The 19,104-nt window shown below is 69.7% G+C and carries 18 protein-coding genes and 1 pseudogene; 7 read left to right on the top strand and 12 right to left on the bottom strand.

Annotated elements, in window-relative coordinates:
• Positions 1 to 86: 86 nt before the first annotated feature.
• Entirely contained in the window at positions 87 to 1,310 is a 1,224-nt protein-coding gene (locus IEZ19_RS18565) for an arginine deiminase (RefSeq protein WP_189312317.1), read from the bottom strand.
• A 168-nt stretch (positions 1,311 to 1,478) separates the two neighbouring features.
• Between IEZ19_RS18565 and IEZ19_RS53490 the strand changes: the two genes are divergently transcribed.
• Positions 1,479 to 1,943, top strand: a complete 465-nt coding sequence (locus tag IEZ19_RS53490; RefSeq protein ID WP_373297006.1) for a transposase — start codon at positions 1,479 to 1,481, stop codon at positions 1,941 to 1,943.
• Between the two features lie 38 nt (positions 1,944 to 1,981).
• Here IEZ19_RS53490 and IEZ19_RS18575 read toward each other — a convergent pair whose 3' ends face one another.
• A complete protein-coding gene (locus tag IEZ19_RS18575) occupies positions 1,982 to 2,776 on the bottom strand; it encodes an alpha/beta fold hydrolase (RefSeq protein WP_189312318.1) in 795 nt (264 codons plus the stop codon).
• A gap of 339 nt (positions 2,777 to 3,115) precedes the next feature.
• Here IEZ19_RS18575 and IEZ19_RS18580 point away from each other — a divergent pair, with 339 nt between their 5' ends.
• Complete coding sequence (locus IEZ19_RS18580) at positions 3,116 to 3,307, top strand: hypothetical protein (RefSeq protein WP_189312319.1); 192 nt, start codon at positions 3,116 to 3,118, stop codon at positions 3,305 to 3,307.
• 97 nt (positions 3,308 to 3,404) lie between these two features.
• Here IEZ19_RS18580 and IEZ19_RS18585 read toward each other — a convergent pair whose 3' ends face one another.
• The 4 genes from IEZ19_RS18585 to IEZ19_RS18600 form a co-directional block, all read right to left on the bottom strand.
• A complete protein-coding gene (locus IEZ19_RS18585) occupies positions 3,405 to 3,887 on the bottom strand; it encodes an alpha/beta fold hydrolase (RefSeq protein WP_189312320.1) in 483 nt (160 codons plus the stop codon).
• A complete protein-coding gene (locus IEZ19_RS18590; protein WP_229840464.1) occupies positions 3,853 to 4,323 on the bottom strand; it encodes a hypothetical protein in 471 nt (156 codons plus the stop codon). Before IEZ19_RS18590 ends, IEZ19_RS18585 begins: the two co-directional genes overlap by 35 nt.
• A gap of 190 nt (positions 4,324 to 4,513) precedes the next feature.
• The gene (locus IEZ19_RS18595; RefSeq protein ID WP_189312321.1) at positions 4,514 to 7,084 is read right to left on the bottom strand and encodes a polynucleotide kinase-phosphatase; all 2,571 of its coding nucleotides are present in this window, start codon (positions 7,082 to 7,084) and stop codon (positions 4,514 to 4,516) included.
• Positions 7,081 to 8,616, bottom strand: a complete 1,536-nt coding sequence (locus tag IEZ19_RS18600) for a 3' terminal RNA ribose 2'-O-methyltransferase Hen1 (RefSeq protein ID WP_189312322.1) — start codon at positions 8,614 to 8,616, stop codon at positions 7,081 to 7,083. The genes IEZ19_RS18595 and IEZ19_RS18600 overlap by 4 nt, the downstream gene beginning before the upstream one ends.
• 83 nt (positions 8,617 to 8,699) lie before the next feature.
• Here IEZ19_RS18600 and IEZ19_RS18605 point away from each other — a divergent pair, with 83 nt between their 5' ends.
• The 3 genes from IEZ19_RS18605 (at position 8,700) to IEZ19_RS18615 (ending at position 11,171) form a co-directional block, all read left to right on the top strand.
• A complete protein-coding gene (locus IEZ19_RS18605) occupies positions 8,700 to 9,584 on the top strand; it encodes a Tn3 family transposase (RefSeq protein WP_268248645.1) in 885 nt (294 codons plus the stop codon).
• Between the two features lie 81 nt (positions 9,585 to 9,665).
• Complete coding sequence (gene sigJ / locus IEZ19_RS18610; protein WP_189312324.1) at positions 9,666 to 10,619, top strand: RNA polymerase sigma factor SigJ; 954 nt, start codon at positions 9,666 to 9,668, stop codon at positions 10,617 to 10,619.
• Between the two features lie 78 nt (positions 10,620 to 10,697).
• Positions 10,698 to 11,171, top strand: coding sequence for a carboxymuconolactone decarboxylase family protein (locus IEZ19_RS18615; RefSeq protein WP_189312325.1), 474 nt, complete (start codon positions 10,698 to 10,700; stop codon positions 11,169 to 11,171).
• Positions 11,172 to 11,784: 613 nt separating this feature from the next.
• On the opposite strand, the gene IEZ19_RS18620 is transcribed toward IEZ19_RS18615, so the two are convergent.
• Positions 11,785 to 12,174 carry a DUF2255 family protein gene (locus tag IEZ19_RS18620; RefSeq protein ID WP_189312326.1) on the bottom strand — a complete coding sequence of 130 codons (390 nt, stop codon included), beginning with the start codon at positions 12,172 to 12,174 and terminating at the stop codon, positions 11,785 to 11,787.
• A complete protein-coding gene (locus tag IEZ19_RS18625; RefSeq protein ID WP_189312327.1) occupies positions 12,171 to 13,049 on the bottom strand; it encodes a helix-turn-helix domain-containing protein in 879 nt (292 codons plus the stop codon). Before IEZ19_RS18625 ends, IEZ19_RS18620 begins: the two co-directional genes overlap by 4 nt.
• A 195-nt stretch (positions 13,050 to 13,244) precedes the next feature.
• Here IEZ19_RS18625 and IEZ19_RS18630 point away from each other — a divergent pair, with 195 nt between their 5' ends.
• Positions 13,245 to 14,168 carry an alpha/beta hydrolase gene (locus IEZ19_RS18630; protein WP_189312328.1) on the top strand — a complete coding sequence of 308 codons (924 nt, stop codon included), beginning with the start codon at positions 13,245 to 13,247 and terminating at the stop codon, positions 14,166 to 14,168.
• Positions 14,169 to 14,242: 74 nt separating this feature from the next.
• On the opposite strand, the gene IEZ19_RS18635 is transcribed toward IEZ19_RS18630, so the two are convergent.
• Both IEZ19_RS18635 and IEZ19_RS18640 read right to left on the bottom strand, forming a co-directional pair.
• Entirely contained in the window at positions 14,243 to 14,890 is a 648-nt protein-coding gene (locus tag IEZ19_RS18635) for a class I SAM-dependent methyltransferase (RefSeq protein WP_189312329.1), read from the bottom strand.
• Between the two features lie 224 nt (positions 14,891 to 15,114).
• Positions 15,115 to 15,396: pseudogene (locus tag IEZ19_RS18640) on the bottom strand (hypothetical protein); the annotation flags it as partial.
• 183 nt (positions 15,397 to 15,579) lie between these two features.
• Between IEZ19_RS18640 and IEZ19_RS18645 the strand changes: the two are divergent.
• Positions 15,580 to 16,824, top strand: coding sequence for a serine hydrolase domain-containing protein (locus IEZ19_RS18645; protein WP_189312330.1), 1,245 nt, complete (start codon positions 15,580 to 15,582; stop codon positions 16,822 to 16,824).
• Between the two features lie 365 nt (positions 16,825 to 17,189).
• On the opposite strand, the gene IEZ19_RS18650 is transcribed toward IEZ19_RS18645, so the two are convergent.
• The gene (locus IEZ19_RS18650; RefSeq protein WP_189312331.1) at positions 17,190 to 18,113 is read right to left on the bottom strand and encodes an LLM class F420-dependent oxidoreductase; all 924 of its coding nucleotides are present in this window, start codon (positions 18,111 to 18,113) and stop codon (positions 17,190 to 17,192) included.
• A gap of 285 nt (positions 18,114 to 18,398) precedes the next feature.
• Entirely contained in the window at positions 18,399 to 18,896 is a 498-nt protein-coding gene (locus IEZ19_RS18655) for a DUF6099 family protein (RefSeq protein ID WP_189312332.1), read from the bottom strand.
• Positions 18,897 to 19,104 lie beyond the last annotated feature (208 nt).

Below are 19,104 nucleotides of genomic sequence, written 5' to 3' on the forward strand. Positions count from 1 at the left end.
GCGCTCCAGGGATGCGGGGACGGGGACTTTTGGAATTCTATACGACTCTCAACATTTATATACACAGCCTTTGCCGACGGCGCCGGCTACGCGGCGTCCCGCTCCACGGGACAGCTCATGCAGCGCGGTCCGCCCCGGCCCCGGCCAAGCTCGCTGCCCGGGATCTCTATCACCTCGATGCCCTGCTTGCGCAGATGCGTGTTGGTGGTGGCGTTGCGTTCGTAGGCGACGACGACGCCGGGCTCGACGGCGAGGACGTTGCAGCCGTCGTCCCACTGCTCGCGCTCGGCCGCGTGCACGTCCTGGGTGGCGGTGAGCACCCGGATCTCGCTGAGGCCCAGGGCGGCGGCGATCGCGCGATGCATGTGCTCCGGCGGATGGTCGGTGACCTTCAGCTCCTTGTCGCCCGCGCCCGGCTCGATGGTGTACGAGCGCAGCATGCCCAGGCCCGCGTACTGGGTGAAGATGTCGCCGTCGACCATCGTCATCACCGTGTCGAGGTGCATGAACGCGCGCCGCTTCGGCATGTCGAGCGCCACGATCGTCCGCGCGGAGCCCGCCGCGAACAGCTTGTGCGCGAGCATCTCCACGGCCTGCGGGGTGGTGCGCTCACTCATCCCGATCAGGACGGCGCCGTTGCCGATCACCAGGACGTCACCGCCCTCGATGGTGGACGGGTAGTCGGCCTGTCCCGACGACCAGACGTGGAACGTCTCGTCGCGGAAGAGCGGATGGTGCCGGTAGATCGCCTCGAAGTGCACGGTCTCGCGCTGCCGGGCGGGCCAGCGCATGGCATTGATGGAGACGCCGTCGTAGATCCAGGCGGAGGTGTCGCGGGTGAAGAGGTGGTTGGGCAGCGGACCGAGGAGGAAGTCGTCGAGGTCCATCGCATGGAAGCGGACGGAGGTCGGCTCCGCGTGCGCGTCCAGGAACTCCCGTTTGGTCATGCCACCGACGAGCGCCTCGGCGAGTTCGCGCGCGGACAGCTGCTCGAAGGTGTCCCGGAGGTGGTCCGTGGCGAGCGGGCCGTACTCCTTCTCATCGAAGACGCGGTCCAGGACGAGAGTCCTGGCCTGTGGGATCTCCAGGGTCTCGGTGAGCAGATCACCGAAGAGGTGGACGGCCACTCCGCGGTCACGCAGCACGTCGGCGAACCCGTCGTGCTCGGCGCGCGCCCGGCGCACCCAGAGCACATCGTCGAAGAGGAGCGCGTCCTTGTTGCTGGGGGTGAGCCTCTTGAGCTCGAGATCCGGCCGGTGCAGGATGACGCGGCGCAGCCGCCCGGCCTCGGAGTCGACGTGGAATCCCATGCCTCCATCCTGACCATCACGGACCGTCTTCACCCTCGGCTCGACCGTTTCCGCATCTTCCTGTTCTCGTCCCATTGACGACAAGAGCTCCCGCGGCACGACGGGAGTCGTCCCCCGTGTCCCTCCCGAGCTCCGATCGGCGGCGACAGAGGTCGCCATCGCTGGGGAATCGCGACGGGTCCGTCGTCGGTCGACCGACGGAAGACGGGCAGCAAACACCACCCGATCCGTGACGGCAAGGGCACCCCGCTCCATGTCATCACGACCGCCGCGAACGTCCACGACGTCACCCAGACCCTCGCCCTGGTCTACGGCATTCCGCCGGTAGCCGGACGCCCGGGCCATCCGCGTAAGCGCCCTGAGGCCGTCCTGGGTGACAAGGCCTGCGACTCGAAGGCGGTACGACGTGCGCTACGACATCGCCGGATTCTGCCGGTGATCTCCCGCAAGGGCGCCCCGAACATCAAAGGCCCGGGCAAGCTCCGCTACGTCGTGGAGCAGACCTTCGCCCTGCTCCACCAGTTCAAACGCCTTGCCGTGCGCTGGGAGAGGCGCGTCGAACTCCACGACGCTTTCATCTCACTGGCCTGCAGCCTCATCTGCTGGAGGAGCCTCAAGAAGGCCGCATCGTGATCCATCGGCGGGGTGCCGGAAAGGCTGGGGGCCAATGGCTATGCCGAGGCAAGGAAGTCCCGGACCGCGTCCGCGAAGCCGACCGGGTCGTTGGCGTACAAGAAGTGGTCCGTCCCCAGTTCGACGAGACGGGTGCCGGGCCGCCGAGCGGCCATCTGTGCTGCCTGCTCCGCCGACAGCACACCGCCTCTGGCGCCGCGTATCAGCAGCGCCGGGCAGGTGGAGCCGGTCCAGTCGGCCCAGTGGTCGCCGTGGACCTGGTCCTCGGATTCGTAGATGTCCTTGGGGTGGAAGTGCAGGCCCCACGTTCCGTCCGGCCGCTCGCGAACGGCGGATTCGAGGAAGGGGGCGAACCGGCCCAGCTGCGCCACGAACGCCTCGCGGCTGGGGCAAGTTCCCTCCGGAAGGTTCAGCACGAACGCCAGCGGGTTGCTGCCGTCCAGGCCGAGCTCGGCACAGCCCTCGCCGTTGACCAGCGCGGTCACGCGCTCGGGGTGGCGGGCGGCGAACTGGTAGGCGTTGATCGCGCCGAGCGAGTGGCCGAGAAGAGCCGCCCGCTCCAGTCCCAGGTGGTCCATGAGGGTGTCCAGGTCGGCGAGGTAGCCCTCCCGGCTGTAGTCGGCCGCCCGGCCGGAGTCGCCGTGGCCGCGCTGGTCGGGCGCTATGACCCGCCAGTCCGGGGCGAGGCGGGCGGCGAGATCGGCGTACGACATGCCCTCGGACATGTGTCCGTGCAGGGCGAGCAGCGGGCGGCCCGGTCCGCCGAAGTCCACGTAGGACAGGGTGCGGCCGTCGATGGTGAGCGCGGAACGCTTGGCGTTGTCGATGTTCATGGGTTCACCGTAGACGACATCTATACGCATGTACAAGACGTATGTGTAAGACGGTTGTATGAATCACGGTGCCATGCGGTCGACCAACCCGACTGATCGCCGGCGTGCGCGAACGGCTCCCAGGTTCACGCGACAGGGGAGTGCCGCGACCCGCCTGTCACCGCTCGACTGGCGGAGAAGGGCGGCAAGCGCCTCCCGATCTGTGCGTGATCGTGTTATGAGCTCTATGTCCGGCTTCTTCATCCTTGACCCGCGGCCCGACGCACGGCCCGCCCCCGGCGAGTTCGTCCGCGCGGCGATGCGCTGGCACTTCCCCCCGACACCGGATCGGCGTACTGGTTGAAGCGGGCCGCCGACCTGCCCTTCGACCCGCTCGGCGACGTGCGGGAGGTCGAGGACCACGGGCTGTTCCCGAACCTCGTCGACGAGCTGCGCGGGGTACCCGTCCAGGACCTGATTCCCCGGGGACTCAGCCCTCACCACGTCACCGGGATCTACGAGAGCGGCGGTACGGCCGTCATCCGGGACTGAGAAGCCTTCACCCCCGCCGCACACGTCCACTTCATACCGCCGGCATTCCGGTCTCCATGAAGGCGCAAACCGCCGAGTTGAACAGCTCGGAATTCTCTCAGAACATCAAGTGGCTGCCTTTCACGGTCGCCGAGAATATTCGGACCACTGATTTCGGTATCCGCTCCGCAACATCTTCCGTAACATCGGAAGGGATCAAACCGGCCGCCCCACCGATGACCAGTGTGGGCACGGTGATCCGAGGCAGCACGTCCCGCCAGTCGTTACCACAGTAGTCAAGAAGCAGAGTCACGGCGTCTTCGCGCGGCGGCAAAAGATTCTGACGAAGAATCCATTCCACGTCCTCGTCACGCAGTTCGGGGCCGTGCAGCATGTCGACCACGGCACGGGAAACTTCCGGGGCCTGTTCGCTCTTGAGCCCGGCGGCAATTTGTAGAGCTTCCTCGAAGGTGAAAATCGCTCCGCGTTGCTCCGACTGCGCACCCTGTGCCAACTCCTTCAGACCGATCGGGCCTTGATCGACCAGGATCAGCCGCTTGATCCGGTCACTGCCGTACAGGTCCCAGTAGTTCCAGATCACCGTGCAGCCGAGTGAATGACCCAGCAGCGTGACGTCTCTCGTCGGGATCGGCGGCCAGCACCTCGGTGGCGCACTCGGCGATGAAGTCGGGGGCGTACGGCCGCATGGCGAGGGCGGTGTCGATGTACACGTCCCCGGCGGCGGCGTAGGAGCGAGGCCGTGTCGTGCCCCAGTCCGCGTCGTCGTACAGGACGCCGGAGAAGACCCAGTCGCCGAGGCCGTGCAAGATGGCGTCGCTGCCGACCGCCACACAGTCGCCGGGTCGCAGCCGTCCGCCGGAGCGGTCGAGGAGGAACTCCGCCCAGCGCAGGGAGCCGTGGAACTCGGTCACCTCGTCGGCCGGACGGGCCTGCCGCACCAGACGGTGCAGCAGGCCCAGTTGGAGTGAGGGGAGGTCGATGGGATGCCAGGGCATCGTCACCAGATGGACGCGCATGTCAGCGGGTCGGCCGCTTCTCCAGGATCGCCGGCGGGCGGCTGGTGCTCCCCTCCTCGCGGACCACGACCTTCTTGATCTCCATGACCACCACTCCTTCTACGGCTCTCGGGTACCGAACACACGTACAGGGCACGGCGGTTCACCATATGGACGGTACGTGCGGTCCACAGGAGCGTCGGGTGACCGCTCAGAGCCGAGGGTCGACCGGCTCCGACTCAAGGGCCAGCACCCCGAACACGGCCTCGTGCACCCGCCACAGCGGCTCACCGTCCGCGAGCCGGTCCAGGGCCTCGAGACCCAGGGCGTACTCGCGGATCGCCAGCGACCGCTTGTGGCCCAGGAATCGCTTGCGCAGCCGCTCGAGGTTGTCCGGACGGGTGTACTCGGGACCGTAGATGATCCGCAGGTACTCCCGGCCACGGCACTTCACGCCCGGCTGGACCAGCCGCCCCTGCCCGTCACGCACGAGCGCGCCGACCGGCTTGACGACCATGCCCTCGCCGCCCCGGCCGGTCATCTCCAGCCACCAGTCGATGCCCGCGCGCACCGACTCGGGGTCACCGGTGTCGACGTACAGCCGCCGTGTGGTCTGCAGCAGTCCGGTGCCGTCGTGCTCCACGACCCGGTCGATCAGGGCGAGTTGCCGGTCGTGGGGTACGGCCGCGAGGCTGCGCCCCTGCACGGCGAGAATCTGGAACGGCGCCAGGCGCACGCCGTCCAGGCCGTCGGTGGGCCAGCAGTAGCGTCCGTACGCCCGGGTGAACGCCCCGGCGTCGGCAGCCCGTTCGCGCTGTCGACCCAGGAGAGCGGAGACGTCCACGCCACGCGCCTCCGCACCTTGCAGTGCGCCGAGCACGCCCGGGAACACCGCGCCGGCGGCGGCACCGACGGCCGCGTACTGGCTGCGCAGCAGCCCGGAGGCCTTCAGCGACCAGGGCATCAGCTCGGCGTCCAACAGCATCCAGTCGGTGGCGAGTTCGTCCCACAGTCCGGCGGCGTCGGCGGCCGCGCGCACTCGCCCGAGGATCTCCTCGGTGACCGTCTCGTCGTCGAAGAAGGGCCGCCCGGTACGGGTGTACAGCGCCCCGGTGGGGCCGCCGTCCACTCCGAACCGCTTGCCCGCCACCTCCGCGTCCCGGCACACCAGTGCCACCGCCCGCGAGCCCATGTGCTTCTCCTCGCACACGACCCGCTCGACACCGGCCTCCCGGTACTGCGCGAAGGCCTCCACCGGGTGTTCGAGGAAGTGTCCATCAGCGGCTCCGCCGCGGTTCTCCTCGTGGCTGGTGGCCGTCGGTGCCATGGTCGGCGGGAGGTACGGCAGCAGGCGCGGGTCCACCGCGAAGCGGCTCATGACCTCCAGGGCCGCCGCCGCGTTCTCCTCACGGACCGCGACCCGGCCGGAGTGCCGGGTCTCCACGACCCGGCGGCCGTGGACGTCGTCCAGGTCGAGCGGCCGTCCGTCGTGCCCGCCGGGTGCCTCGGTGCGCAGCGGCCTGGCCGGTTCGTACCAGACCCGCTCGGCCGCTACGTCGACCAGCTCACGCTCCGGCCAGCGCAGCGCGGTCAGCTTGCCGCCGAAGACGGCGCCGGTGTCCAGGCAGATGGTGTTGTTCAGCCAGGTCGCCTCCGGGACGGGCGTGTGGCCGTAGACGACCGCCGCCCTGCCCCGGTAGTCCTCGGCCCACGGGTAGCGCACCGGCAGCCCGAACTCGTCCGTCTCGCCGGTGGTATCGCCGTACAGCGCGTGCGAGCGCACCCGGCCGGAGGTGCGGCCGTGATACTTCTCGGGCAGGCCGGCATGGCAGACGACGAGCTTTCCGCCGTCGAGGACGTAGTGGCTGACGAGGCCGTCGATGAACTCCCGCACCCGCTGTTTGAACTCGTCGCTCTCCCCCTCCATCTGCTCGATGGTCTCGGCGAGTCCATGGGTGTGCTGGACCTTGCGGCCCTTGAGGAAACGGCCGTACTTGTTCTCGTGGTTGCCGGGCACGCACAGCGCGCTGCCCGCCTCGACCATGCCCATCACCCGGCGCAGAACGCCCGGGCTGTCGGGGCCGCGGTCGACCAGGTCGCCGACGAACACCGCCGTGCGGCCCTCCGGGTGGACGCCGTCGGTGTAGCCCAGCTTCACGAGCAGCGACTCGAGTTCGCTCGCGCAGCCGTGGATGTCGCCGATGATGTCGAAGGGGCCGGTGAGGTGGGTGAGGTCGTTGAAGCGCTTCTCGGTGACGACGGTGGCGTTCGCCACCTCTTCGACACCCCTGAGGACGTGCACCTTGCGGAAGCCCTCGCGTTCCAAGTGCCTTACAGAACGGCGGAGTTCACGGATGTGCCGCTGGATGACCCGGCGCGGCATGTCGGCGCGGTCGGTGCGGGCCGCGTTGCGCTCGGCGCACACCTCCTCGGGGACGTCGAGCACGATGGCGATGGGCAGCACGTCGTGCTTCTTCGCCAGCTCGATCAACTGCCGCCTGCTGTCCTGCTGCACGCTGGTGGCGTCGACGACGGTACGGCGGCCTGCGGCCAGGCGCTTGCCCGCGATGTAGTGCAGCACGTCGAAGGCGTCGCGGGTGGCGCCCTGGTCGTTCTGGTCGTCGGAGACCAGGCCCCGGCAGAAGTCCGAGGAGATGACCTCGGTGGGCTTGAAGTGCCGTCGGGCGAAGGTGGACTTGCCGGAGCCGGAGGCGCCGACGAGGACGACCAGAGAGAGGTCGGTGACAGGCAGTACGCGTCCCTTGCGCTGTGTCTCGCTCATGCGGCCGTCGCCTCCTTCTCGGTCGTGGTGCCGGTCGTCCCGCCCTCGGTGCTGGACGTCTCGGTCGTGGTGCCGGTCGGTTCGGTCGCCGTGCTGCTCATCGTGAAGACGGCCATCTGGGTGGGCGGGCCGACCTCGGGGTCGTCCGGTCCGATCGGGCGGAAGCCGACGTCGTAGCCGTACCGTTCGGCCACGGACCGCGCCCAGGCGCGGAACTCCTCGCGCGTCCACTCGAAGCGGTGGTCGCCGTGCCGGACGTGTCCGGCCGGGAGGCTCTCCCAGCGGACGTTGTACTCGACGTTGGGCGTGGTCACGAGGACCGTCCGGGGCCGGGCAGCGCCGAACACCGCGTACTCCAGGGCGGGCAGCCGGGGCGGGTCGACGTGCTCGACGACCTCGCTGAGCACGGCGGCTTCGTACCCCTTGAGCCGCTTGTCGGTGTAGGCGAGCGAGCCCTGGACGAGCTTGACCCGCGAGGCCTGCCGCTCGCCCATGCGGTCCAGCTTGAGGCGCCGGGAGGCGATGGTGAGCGCCCGCACGGACACGTCGACGCCAACGATCTCGGTGTAGCGCGGGTCCTTGAGCAGTGCCTGGACCAACTGCCCCTGTCCGCAGCCGAGATCGAGCACACGAGCCGCTCCGGACGAGTGCAGCTCGTCGAGGATCGCGTCCCGCCGCTGCACGGCGAGCGGGGTCGGCCGCTCCTCGGTCCCGGTCTCGTCCGCGACGGCGTTGTCGATCTCCTCGACCGCGCTGTCGTCGGCCTCGGCGAGCCGCACCAGCTCCAGCCGCTCCATGGCCTGCCGGGTGAGCGACCAGCGGCGGGACAGATACCGGCTGGTGATGAGCTTCTGCTCCGGATGTCCGACCAGCCAGCCCTCACCGGCCCGCAGCAGCTTGTCGACCTCGTCGGACGACACCCAGTAGTGCTTGGCGTCGTCGAGGACGGGCAGCAGCACGTACAGATGGCGCAGGGCCTCGGCGAGGGTCAGCCGCTCCGACTCCAGGATCAGCCGTACGTAGCGCGAGTCGCCCCACTCCGGGAACTCGGGATCCAGCGGCACGGGGTCGGCGGTCACCGCCCAGCCGAGCGGCTCGAAGAGACGCCGTACGAGGTCCGGGCCTCCACGGGCGGGCAGCACGGGTACCTCGACGGCCAGCGGCAGCGGCTCGGCGGCGCGCTCGGGCCGGGCGGTGCACACACCGCGCATGGCGCTGGAGAAGACGCTGCTCAGCGCGACGGCGAGCAGTGAGGATGCCGCGTACGGCCGGTCGTTGACGTACTGGGCCAGTGCCGCGTCCGGGGCCCCGCCACGGCCTTTGCCCTTCCCACGCCGGACCAGCGCCACCGCGTCCACCTCGAGGAGCAGCGCCGCCGTGCAGCGCTGGGTATCCGCCTCGGGGTACAGCACATGGGCCGTGCCGTACGAGGTGGAGAACGCCTGCGATTTCTCGGGATGCTTGTGCAGCAGGAAGCCGAGATCGGTGGCGGGGCGTTCGGGGGTGCCGGTGGTGGTGATGGTCAGGAACATGGGCAGTCAACCTCGAAATGCCGTCTGTACTGCGGGTTTTCACCGTGCCCAGTGCACGACGAGTGCACAGTCGCAGAATGCCGATGAGGCACGGGAAGGGAAGATCGCGCCTTTGTGATCACAGCTCCTGGCCCCTTCCCAACGCGGTAGCGGCGCTGCGCTACGGTCAGTCGGCCACGGGAGCGGCGCTCGTTCGGCGCGCCCGCTCAACGTACAGCGAATGCAAGAAACACACTCGAGATTTTTCGCCCGCTCGGCACGACCTGATCCGCATGCTCTCCCACGACGGCAAGCCGACTGGGCTGGGCGACGCGTTCGCCCACTACGGGCGGATCTTCAAGACCCTGCACCTGCTCCAGCTCCTCTCGGACGAGGGATGCCGGCGGCTGATCGGCGCCCGGCTCAACGTCACCGGGGCCAGCCGCCGCCTCGCCCGGAAGATCTTCTTCGGGCAGCGCGGCGAACTGCGCCGGCACCACCGCGAGGGCATGGAAGACCACCTCGGCACACTCGGCCTGGCCCTCGACGCCGTAGTGCTGTTCAACAGCCTCTGCAGCGACGCCGCCGTCGAGCAGCTCGCCGCAGACGGCTTCCCCGTCATCGACGAGCCGCTCGCCCGTCGACCCGCTCCAGTACGGCCATATCGACTTCCTCGGCCGCTACGCCTTCACGCGACCGCCGGCGTCGGGCCTGCGCCGGCCGTGCGACCCGCACAGCAACGACGACACGGACGACGGCGAGGACCGATCACCGCAGGCCCGTACAGTCGAAGGCGGTCCGGCCGGTCACCACTCGTAGATCGTGACCGGCCGACGCCGGGCAGGCGGGTCATCGAGGAGACGCGTTGTCGAGGTCGGCGAGCAGAGCGGGCGTGGCGGGCCTGCTCCGGCGTCGTGGCGCAGCGAACGGGGGGGGCGGGCAATCGTGACCTGCCCGCACGGTTCGACGGCACAGCCCCCGGACGGTGAAGCGGCGTGCCGGCCTCACAACCCGGTGCGCTGCCTTGTCGAACTGGTGAGGGCAGATACCACCAAGGGAGCCGGCGCACCATGAGCACCCCATCCGAGCCAGGACATGGCCGACCCGACACGAGCCTGAGTGCGCTCATGAGCGAGCGGCGTCAGCTGATCAATCTCGCCTACCGGCTCCTCGGCTCCCTGGCCGAGGCCGAGGATGCGGTACAGGAGACCTACGCCCGCTGGTACGCCCTGACCCCGCAGCAGCAGGACGCCATCGAATCCCCGGGCGCCTGGCTGACCAGGGTCGCCAGCCGCATCTGCTTCAACCTGCTCGGCTCGGCACGGGCCCGGCGAGAGCGCTACGTGGGCCAATGGGTCCCCGAGCCGCTGCCCGACCGCACGGAGTGGATCGACAGGTGGCCGGGCGACACCACCATCGACCCGGCCGACCGGGTCACCCTCGACGAGTCGGTCAACATGGCCTTCCTCGTCGTGCTCGAAGCGATGACCCCGGCCGAACGCGTCGCATTCATCCTGCACGACGTCTTCCGCTACCCCTTCGCCGACATCGCCGAGATCGTCGGCCGTACGCCGGCGGCATGCCGCCAGCTGGCCGCCTCGGCCCGCCGTCGCCTCCGCGCGTCGCAGCCTTCCGCGACCCCGACGGCACAGCAGGCCGGCATCGTCAGGGACTTCAAGAGGGCGTGGGAGGCCAAGGACATCGAGGCCCTCGTCGGCCTGCTCGACCCCGACGCCACGGCGATCGGCGACGGCGGCGGCCTCGCCACCGCCCACGTCGACCCGATCGAAGGCGGCGCGCAGGTCGCGCGGGCCTACGTCGACATCGTCCGTACGGCACCCGGCCTGACGATTCTGGAGCGCACGGTCAACGGCCGGCCCGGCCTGGTCGCTCAGCGGGACGGCGTCACCGTGACGGTGTACGCGTTCGAGGTCGCAGGCGACCGGATCACGCACATCTGGGCGGTACGCAACCCCGACAAGCTCCGGCCCTGGACGACGGGCCGCCGCGAGCGGGAGAGGTAGATCGCTTCCGGGTGGCTCACACTTCGCGGGGCTGTCTTGTCGGAGGGGTGTAACAGCCAACACGGCAAGGAGATCAGCATGGACGCTCGTTTCGACCACCGCAGCAACCCGGTCGGGGCCAAGGTCGTAAAGTACATCGTCTCGGCGAGCAAGGTCGTGTGGGACTCGACGCTGCCGGCCGCGACGCGGCATCTGGTGGAGATCCGCGTGAGCCAGATCAACGGCTGCGCGCACTGCATCGACATGCACACCAAGGACGCCGCCCACGCGGGGGAGACCTCGGCGCGCCTCAACCTGGTCGCGGCCTGGCGGGAGGCGACGGTGTTCACCGACGCCGAGCGCGCCGCCCTGGAACTGGCCGAACAGGGCACCCGCATCGCCGACGCCGCCGGCGGCGTCACGGACGAGGCCTGGGCGAACGCCGCCAAGCACTACGACGAGGACCAGCTCGCCGCCCTGGTGTCCCTCATCGCCGTCATGAACACCTGGAACCGCTTGAACGTCATCACCCAGCAGCCCGCCGGCGACTACCGGCCCGGCCAGTGGGGATAGCCGCACCGCTTCGCGTCAGGCCCGGTGGGACGAGCTCTGGCAGTCCCACGCACCGGGCCTGACGCGTCAACCAGGCGCTACCGGCGCTTACCCCCGACCCGTGACAACAGCGACCCCGCCACCAGGACAGGCGCCGGGCGAGTGCGGGCGTCAGCCCAGGCGTCCGCCGAGGCCGCCGTCGGGGGCGGTCTCGGCGATGCGGAAGAGCGCGCGTCCTTCATGACCGCGCGCCGGGCCGCCATCGTGGCAGCCGTCCAACGCCTGTTTCCCGCCGCTACGTCCTAAGGGCTTTCCGTAACTGGTCTTCGGGACGCCGCCGGACCGTTCACCGAAGCGAGGTGGCCGGTGTCTTCGAGTCGGTTCGACCGAGCAGGGCGTTGGTGATCGCGCTGGGGCGGACCTGGCGGGAGCGGTGGGACGCGGCCGGCCTGAACCAGCCCGGACGCACGGTCGCCGGCCTGGCCGACGGCGACCCAAGAGGTGCAGCCCGGCGCCCGAGCTGCTGGCATCGCCTCTGCAGTCGGCCTCCGGGGAAGATCGCCCGTCCCCTGCCGATCTGCTCGGCGGCGAGCGTGCCTTGCTGCGTGCCGACGTTGCCCGGGTTCCCGTTCCGTCAGCGGATCAGGCCCGTGGCTCCGTTCGATGAGGGTGCCGGGTCGATCCGTATCGTCGCGGCGTATGCCGCGGAGCTCGCGGCGAGGGCTCCGGCGGCCTGTCCGTACTTGTTCCGGTAGGCGGCGTCGATCTCGAAGGCGGGCCCGCTGTCACACGTTTCCAGGAGGACGTCGCGGGTGACGGCCCCCACCCGGATCTGGCCGTGGCCGTGCTTCTGTGCCGCCTGGTACCAGCGGGAGCGGACCCCCCGGTGGGCGCGGACATACAGCTCGCCGCCGACCAGGACCATACCGATCTCCACGCCGGGGTGACCGTCGTCCCCGGCGGTCATGACGAGGGACTCGGCCCCGGCGAGAAGGGCGAGATCTTCGGATGTCCAGGTCGTCATCGCGTCAGGTCCTCCGTCCGGTCGGTGCTCGGTTGCTGGGTGGTCCAGGAAGTGAGGATGCGCAGGGCGTCGTGGGAGGGGCTGCCGGGTTCGGCGGTCAGGATCATCAGGCGCTGTCCGGAGCCGTCGGGGCTGGTCCAGGTGTCGCAGTCGAGGGTGAGGTCGCCGACCAGGTGGTGGCGGTAGTGCTTGGTGCCGTAACTGGCGCTGTTGACGTGGTGTTCGGCCCACCAGATGCGGAAGTCGGGGTCCTGGAGAGACAGTTCGCCGACGAGCTGGGCGAGGTCGGGATCGTCGGGGTCGGCCGCGGCCTCCATGCGCAGCGCGGCGACGGCTTCCCGGGCGTCGTGGGCCCAGTCCTGGTGCAGCTGCCGGACCACCGGGTTCGTGAACAGCAGCCGCACGTAGTTGCGCCGGTGGGCCGGGATGGCGGCAAAGTCGGTGTAGAGGGCTACGGCGGCGGGGTTCCAGGCCAGGATGTCCAGGCGTTTGCCAAGGACGAGCGCGGGGGTTTCGGCCAGCTGGTCGAGCAGACGTCGCATGGCGGGGCGCAACCGTTGGGCGGGTCGGCGGCGGCGTGGGTGGGCGTCGGTCCGGCCGGCGAGTTCGTAGAGGTATCTCTGCTGGTCGTCGTCGAGGCGCAGGGCGCGGGCCAGGGTGGTGAGCACGGGTACGGATGCCCGGACGCGACCCTGTTCCAGTCGTGTGTAGTAGTCCACGCTGATGGCGGCGAGCTGGGCGACCTCCTCGCGGCGCAGTCCGGCGACCTTGCGGGCGGAGTCCGGCTCGGGAAGGCCGCACTCCCGCGGTGTCAGCTGGGCCCGGCGGGCCTTGAGGAAGGCGCCCAGCGCCCGGGAGTCGGAGTCTGAAGTCATGCTCTCAAGTGTCATTGCGCCGCGACGACCACGGCACATGTTTGAGGGGGCACGTTCTTTCCCAGGCAGAAACCTGACTCTCCCGCTCGTGTGGAGACTGACCGAACGTGGACGTGTGCCCAGGAGGGTGCGGGCCCCAGGGTCCGCCCACGGGTGCTTCACGACACGTCATCGACATCTCACGGAGAGTCCCTCATGGCCCAGATCACCGTCAGCTTCGACAGCGCCGGCATCCCCCTCGCCGGCCACCTCTACACCCCCGACACGCCGGCGTCGGGTCCGCGGCCGGCGCTCGTGGTCGGTCACCCCGGCACCAGCGTGAAGGAACAGACCTCCGGCACGTACGCGCGACTGATGGCCGAGCGCGGTTTCGTCACCCTTGCCTTCGACGCCGCCTACCAGGGCGAGTCCGGCGGTCTGCCGCGGGGCCTGGAGGACCCCGCCCAGCGGGTGGAGGACTTCAAGGCCGCCGTCTCCTACCTCACCACCCTCGACGAGGTCGACGCCGACCGGATCGGCCTGCTGGGCATCTGCGCCTCCGGCAGCTACTCGCTGGCCGCCACCGGCGGTGACCACCGCGTCAAGGCCGTGGCCACCGTGTCCACCGCCGAGCCCGCCCGCCAGTTCCGTCTCGGGGCCGACGGCACCCAGGACCCCGCCGTCTTCCAGGCCTTGCTGGACGCCGCAGCAGCGGCCCGCAGCGCCGCCGCACGCGGCGAGGACCCCGGCACGATGACCATGTTCCCGGAGACCGCAGAGCAGGCCCGCGCGCTCGGTGGCCAGCACGGTGTGGAAGGTTTCGAGTACTACTGCACCCCGCGCGCCCGGCACGAGCGCTCCGCGAAAACCCTCGCCTGGGAGAGCATCGACAGGATGGCCTTCCATGACGCCTTCTTCGCCGTCCCGCTGATCGGACCCCGCCCCATCCTCCAGATCATCGGCGAACGCGCCGTCACCGCCTGGATGGCCGTCGAGGCCCACCAGCGCGCCACCGGCCCCAAGGAGATCCACTGGATCAAGGGCGCCAGCCACGTGGACCTGTACGACAAAAAGGAGTACATCGACCCCGCCATCGACAAGCTCACCGACTTCTACACCACCCACCTCACCACCGGCTGATGAGCACTCCGCGACGGTAAGTACCTCGAGGCCCCGTTTGGACGCGGTCATCCCATCGGACGAACAGCCCTCGCCTAGGCTTTGCGGGCGAGCAGGTGGATCTCCTGGAATTGCCGTCGGTCGGTGGGCTGAGGCTGGCGCACCATCCGGGCTACCTCGTCGAGCCCGGACTTGCGCAGCATCGCGGCGAGGTGATCCGGCGACCACCGATAGGCCGGCGCGACTGTGTGATCGAAGACCTGTGTCGGGTGAGAAGGATCATCGCTGGCCGAAAAGCCGATCAGAAGGTGGCCGCCAGGTGCCAGCACGCGGTGGAACTCCGCCAGGATGACGGGGAGTTCTTGCGGTGGAGTGTGGATGATGGACCAACGTGAGAGTACGCCGCCCAGCACACCGTCAGCGATGTTCACCGCGGCCATCGAGCCCACGTCGAACCGCAGACCCGGATAGGCATGTCGAGCCGACTTGATCATCGCAGGAGAGGCATCAACGCCGAACACCGCCAGCCCCAACTCATCCAGACAAGCGGTGATGTGGCCGGGTCCGCACCCCAGGTCCGCGACCTGACCGTTGCCACTCGCGCTCACGACATCGGCGAAGGCACTCAAGATCGCGCGGTCCAGGGGCCTGTCACGCAGCTCGCCGCGGAACAGCTGCGCATACACGGGGGCAGCAGCGTCGTAGGCCTCGCGGGTGGCACTGAGGGCATCGTGTTCGACCATGCTCTCGACAGTAGTTCCTGGCGCTGAGACGAGCCGGGAGGATCGCGATCTTCACTCCCGCCAGTTCGCCTGGCTACGCCAGTTCAGAGAAGCCTGCGTCCGCTGCCCCATGCCGCGTGCGAACCCAGTGGGTTGCCGTTGCTGCGCGAGCTCGAAGCAACTTCACGGTCTCGGGCGCGGCTCTTCCAGAGTGACCAAGGCGATCAAGGACCAACCCGAGCCACTTACCCCGCCGGCTCAGCCAGCCACGGGTGCCCAGGGTGCAGGCGCTCCACCGACTCACCGAGAAGGTCCCGCCGCGCTCGGCCCAGCAGCGGCAACACCCCGTAGAAGTCAGCCCGATCCTTGGACCGCGGCCCCTTGGCTTTGCACAGCAGCACCAACTCTGGTAGCGGATACGGGATCCCGTCCGCCGTCCGCTCGGTGATCGCGTCGTACGGCAGTCGCAGCCCCTCGTCCCGCCTGCAGATCCACATCCCGCCCTCGTGCGGCTCGCGGAAGACGTCGAACCCGGCCCGGGTGCGGCCCAAGACCGAAGTCGCACGGTCCACGGGCGGCGCGAGGCCCACAGCTCGTAGGGGGTCTACGTACACCCCTCATTCGGTGGGCAGTCCCATCCTTTCGCGCTTCACGATCCGGTTGGGTGGTGATCGTCACCGATCAGGCCCGAAGCACCGGGAGACTCGAACATGCAGATGCCGCCGTCGATGAAGGTCAAGGCCGCCATGCTGACCGTATCGCTGCTCGCACTGGCCACACCCATGACCGCGACCGCCGCCACCGCCGGGCAGACGACCGCCCGGCACCCCTACAGCGAGGCCCTGCTGCGGCAGGACCTGGCGGCCGTACGGGCGGCGGGAGGAGGCGATGTGAACGTGCTGGCCAGGGTCGACCGGACGAACGGCGCACCGCTCATGGCACGCATCGGCACGAGAACGGCCGACTCCTCGGCCCCGATCCCGTGGAACGCACACTTCCGCGTGGCAAGCACGACGAAGACGTTCACGGCGACGGTGGTCCTGCAACTCGCGGCGGAGAAACGGCTGTCGCTCGACGACACCGTCGAGCACTGGCTGCCGGGAGTCGTCGCGGGCAACGGCAACGACGGCAGCCGCATCACCGTCCGCGACCTGCTCCGCCAGACCAGCGGCCTGTACGACTACATCGACGACCCGGAGATCCAGGACCTGCTGATCAACCACTTCGACGAGAACCGCTACGACACCACCCCGACGGCCGACCTGGTCGCGGTGGCGATGAAACATCCGCCGGTGTTCGTACCGCAGCCGGGCGGGGCCACCCGATGGGCGTACTCGAACACCAACTACCTGTTGGCCGGGATGATCGCCGCGAAGGCCGGCGGCACGAGCTGGCAGGAACTGGTCGAGCACCGGGTCATCGCGAAGCTCGGACTGCGGGACGCCTCCGTCCCCGGGCTCGACCCGCACCTGCCCGACCCGCACGTGAACGCGTACCTGACGGACACGGACGGCAAGCGTCTCGACGTCACCGAGCACAGCCTCCAGCACACCGCGGACTCCGGCGTGGTGAGCACTACCGCCGACCTGAACACCTTCTTCCGCGCCCTGGCCGGCGGCAGGTTGCTCCCCGCCGAGCAGTGGCGCGAGATGCGGCAGACCGTCCGACGGACCGACGACCCGGACGACGTGGCCGAGATGCCCGAGGGCACCTACGGCCTCGGACTGCGCAAGATCCCGCTTTCCTGTGGCGGTTTCTACTTCACCCACGAAGGCGACGGGGCGGGCGTCAACACCCGCCCCGCCGTGAGCGCGGACGGCAAGCGCGCGGTGACCGTCTCCATCACCACCACGACCGCACCGCCGGACCTGGCCACCCTCAACCGCGCGACAGGCGCCCTCGTCGACCACGCCCTGTGTGACAAGCCCGGCAAGGGCTCACCGAAAAGCTACTGATCACCTGATCGCTCGGTCCTCTGGAAGAGACGCACCCAACGACCGGTCAGGCACCGGCCCCGGCCACCGCCGGGCCGGGCTGCTCGTCCCAGGCCCGGCCATCCAGCACGCGGCCGCCGGCCTTCGGGGTGAGCCCACCGATCTGCTTGAAGGGCTGGGGTCTCCGTCAGCAGCGGCAGCCGGACCCGCGCCCACGGAGCGAGCCTGCTGCCCGTCGCCGGGTCATGGTGAAGTGCTGCGGCAGGCGGGGGCGCGGGCGGCCCGGGCGCGGTCGCCGCAGCGGGTGGAGCACCAGTGGCGGCCAGCGGTTTCCGTCGGGCCCGCCCCTGGCCTGGCGTGGACCCCACGGGGTCGTGACACAGGTGTCACGACAGCTGGGACTGCACCTGGGTGGAGAGCAGTTCCAGGTGGTCCAGGTCGGCGAGGTCGAGGATCTGGAGGTAGATGCGCTGCGAGCCGATGGCCGCGTACCTGCCGATCTTCTCGACGACCTCGGCCGGGGAGCCGGCCAGGCCGTTGGCCTTGAGCTCGTCCACCTCGCGGCCGATCGCGGCGGCGCGGCGGGCGACCTCCTGGTCGTCCCTGCCGACGCAGACGACGAGGGCGTTGGAGTATGTCAGGTCGTCGGCACTGCGGCCCGCCTCCTCGGCGGCGGCCCGCACCCGGCCGAACTGGCGCACGCTGTCCTCGATGGAGGCGAACGGGATGTTGAACTCACTGGCGTAACGCGCCGCCAGCTTCGGGGTTCGGGTCGCGCCGTGGCCGCCGATCAGGACCGGGATCCGGTCCTGGGCGGGCTTGGGCAGCGCGGGCGAGTCGGTGAGGTCGTAATAGGTGCCGTGGAAGTCGAAGGTGTCGCCGACCTTGGTCTCCCAGAGGCCGGTGACGACGGCAAGCTGCTCCTCGAGACGGGCGAACTTCTCCTTCGGGAACGGGATGCCGTACGCCTTGTGCTCGTCCTCGAACCAGCCCGCGCCCAGGCCCAGTTCGACGCGGCCGCCGGACATCTGGTCGACCTGGGCGACCTGGACGGCGAGCACGCCGGGGAGGCGGAAGGTGCCGGCGGTCATGAGGGTGCCGAGGCGGATGCGCTTGGTCTCACGGGCGAGGCCGGCCAGGGTGATCCAGGCGTCGGTGGGCCCGGGGAGGCCGTCCACGTTGCCCATGCGGAGGTAGTGGTCAGACCGGAAGAAGGCGTCGAAGCCGAGGTCCTCGGTGGCCTTCGCCACGGTGAGCAGGGTGTCGTAGGTCGCACCCTGCTGGGGCTCGGTGAAAATTCGAAGGTCCATACACCCATCCTGCACGCCGACCCCCCCACCCACCGCATCGGCACCTCCTGTCACCCCGGTGCCAGGGCGGATGAATTCCGCCGATGCGGCTGGTAGGGGCGTTGCGGGGACGTTGCCAGGGCGAGTGAACGGCCGGCCCGCCGTGGTGATCGTCGAGGGGCCGAGTCCGGACCGTGCGGCGCACGGGCCTCCGGGCGGCAAGCGACACCTGGCCGCCCAGTGCGCCGGTCCACCTGTCTTGCCGCGTCGCCCTGTACGCCCTCCCGCCCCACGATCCCGGCCGACCTACCGCAGCGTCGGCCCCCATCGGCCCTGTCCCGCCTCCTTCTCGGGCAGAGCCTCCTCCCGCGCCGCCAGTTTGCGGAGCATCTCGCGGACCCTGTCGCGGGATTCGTCGGCCGCGTCGATCGCCTCCATGCACTGCCAGTACGTCGCCTCGTCGTCCGCCGCGCTGGCGATGCCGACCAAGGCCATGCCGACCTCGCCGAGCAGGCCGCCCAGGGAGAGAAGGGTTTCGTGCGCGTCGACCAGGTCGGTCAGCTGGGCGGCGCGCAAGGCCCCGGGGTCGAGGGCGGGTGTGTCCAGGACGCCGCAGCCACGGCCCGCCAGCTCCGTCAGGCCCAGTGCCTCGCCGCGCAGTTCAGGTGGGCCGGAGACCGCCAGACGGCTGCCGATCGCCTGGGCCAGCGCCTGCGCCTGCCACACCTCCGTCAGCGTCTGAGGCGCGCCTCCGCTCGCCGCCAGGGCGTGCCTGCTCGTCACGATGAGCCGCACCGCATCCATGCGCTGCCCCCGTCTGTCCGACGTACTCCTCGTACGCCCGCCCGAACCACACTGTCCACTACCCAGCGTGAGCTTCCCTGGGAAGAAAAGCCAGGGGAAGCCGGAAATCTGTGGACAACAATTCGGATTCGGCGGGGATTTCAGCTTCGGAGAGTGATAACGGAAGCTCCTACTCCTGCCGTTGGCCGCGCATTCACCACGGTTTCGC

Origin of the sequence: Streptomyces brasiliensis, assembly GCF_014647875.1 — a bacterium.
Classification (GTDB): Bacteria; Actinomycetota; Actinomycetes; order Streptomycetales; family Streptomycetaceae; genus Streptomyces; species Streptomyces brasiliensis.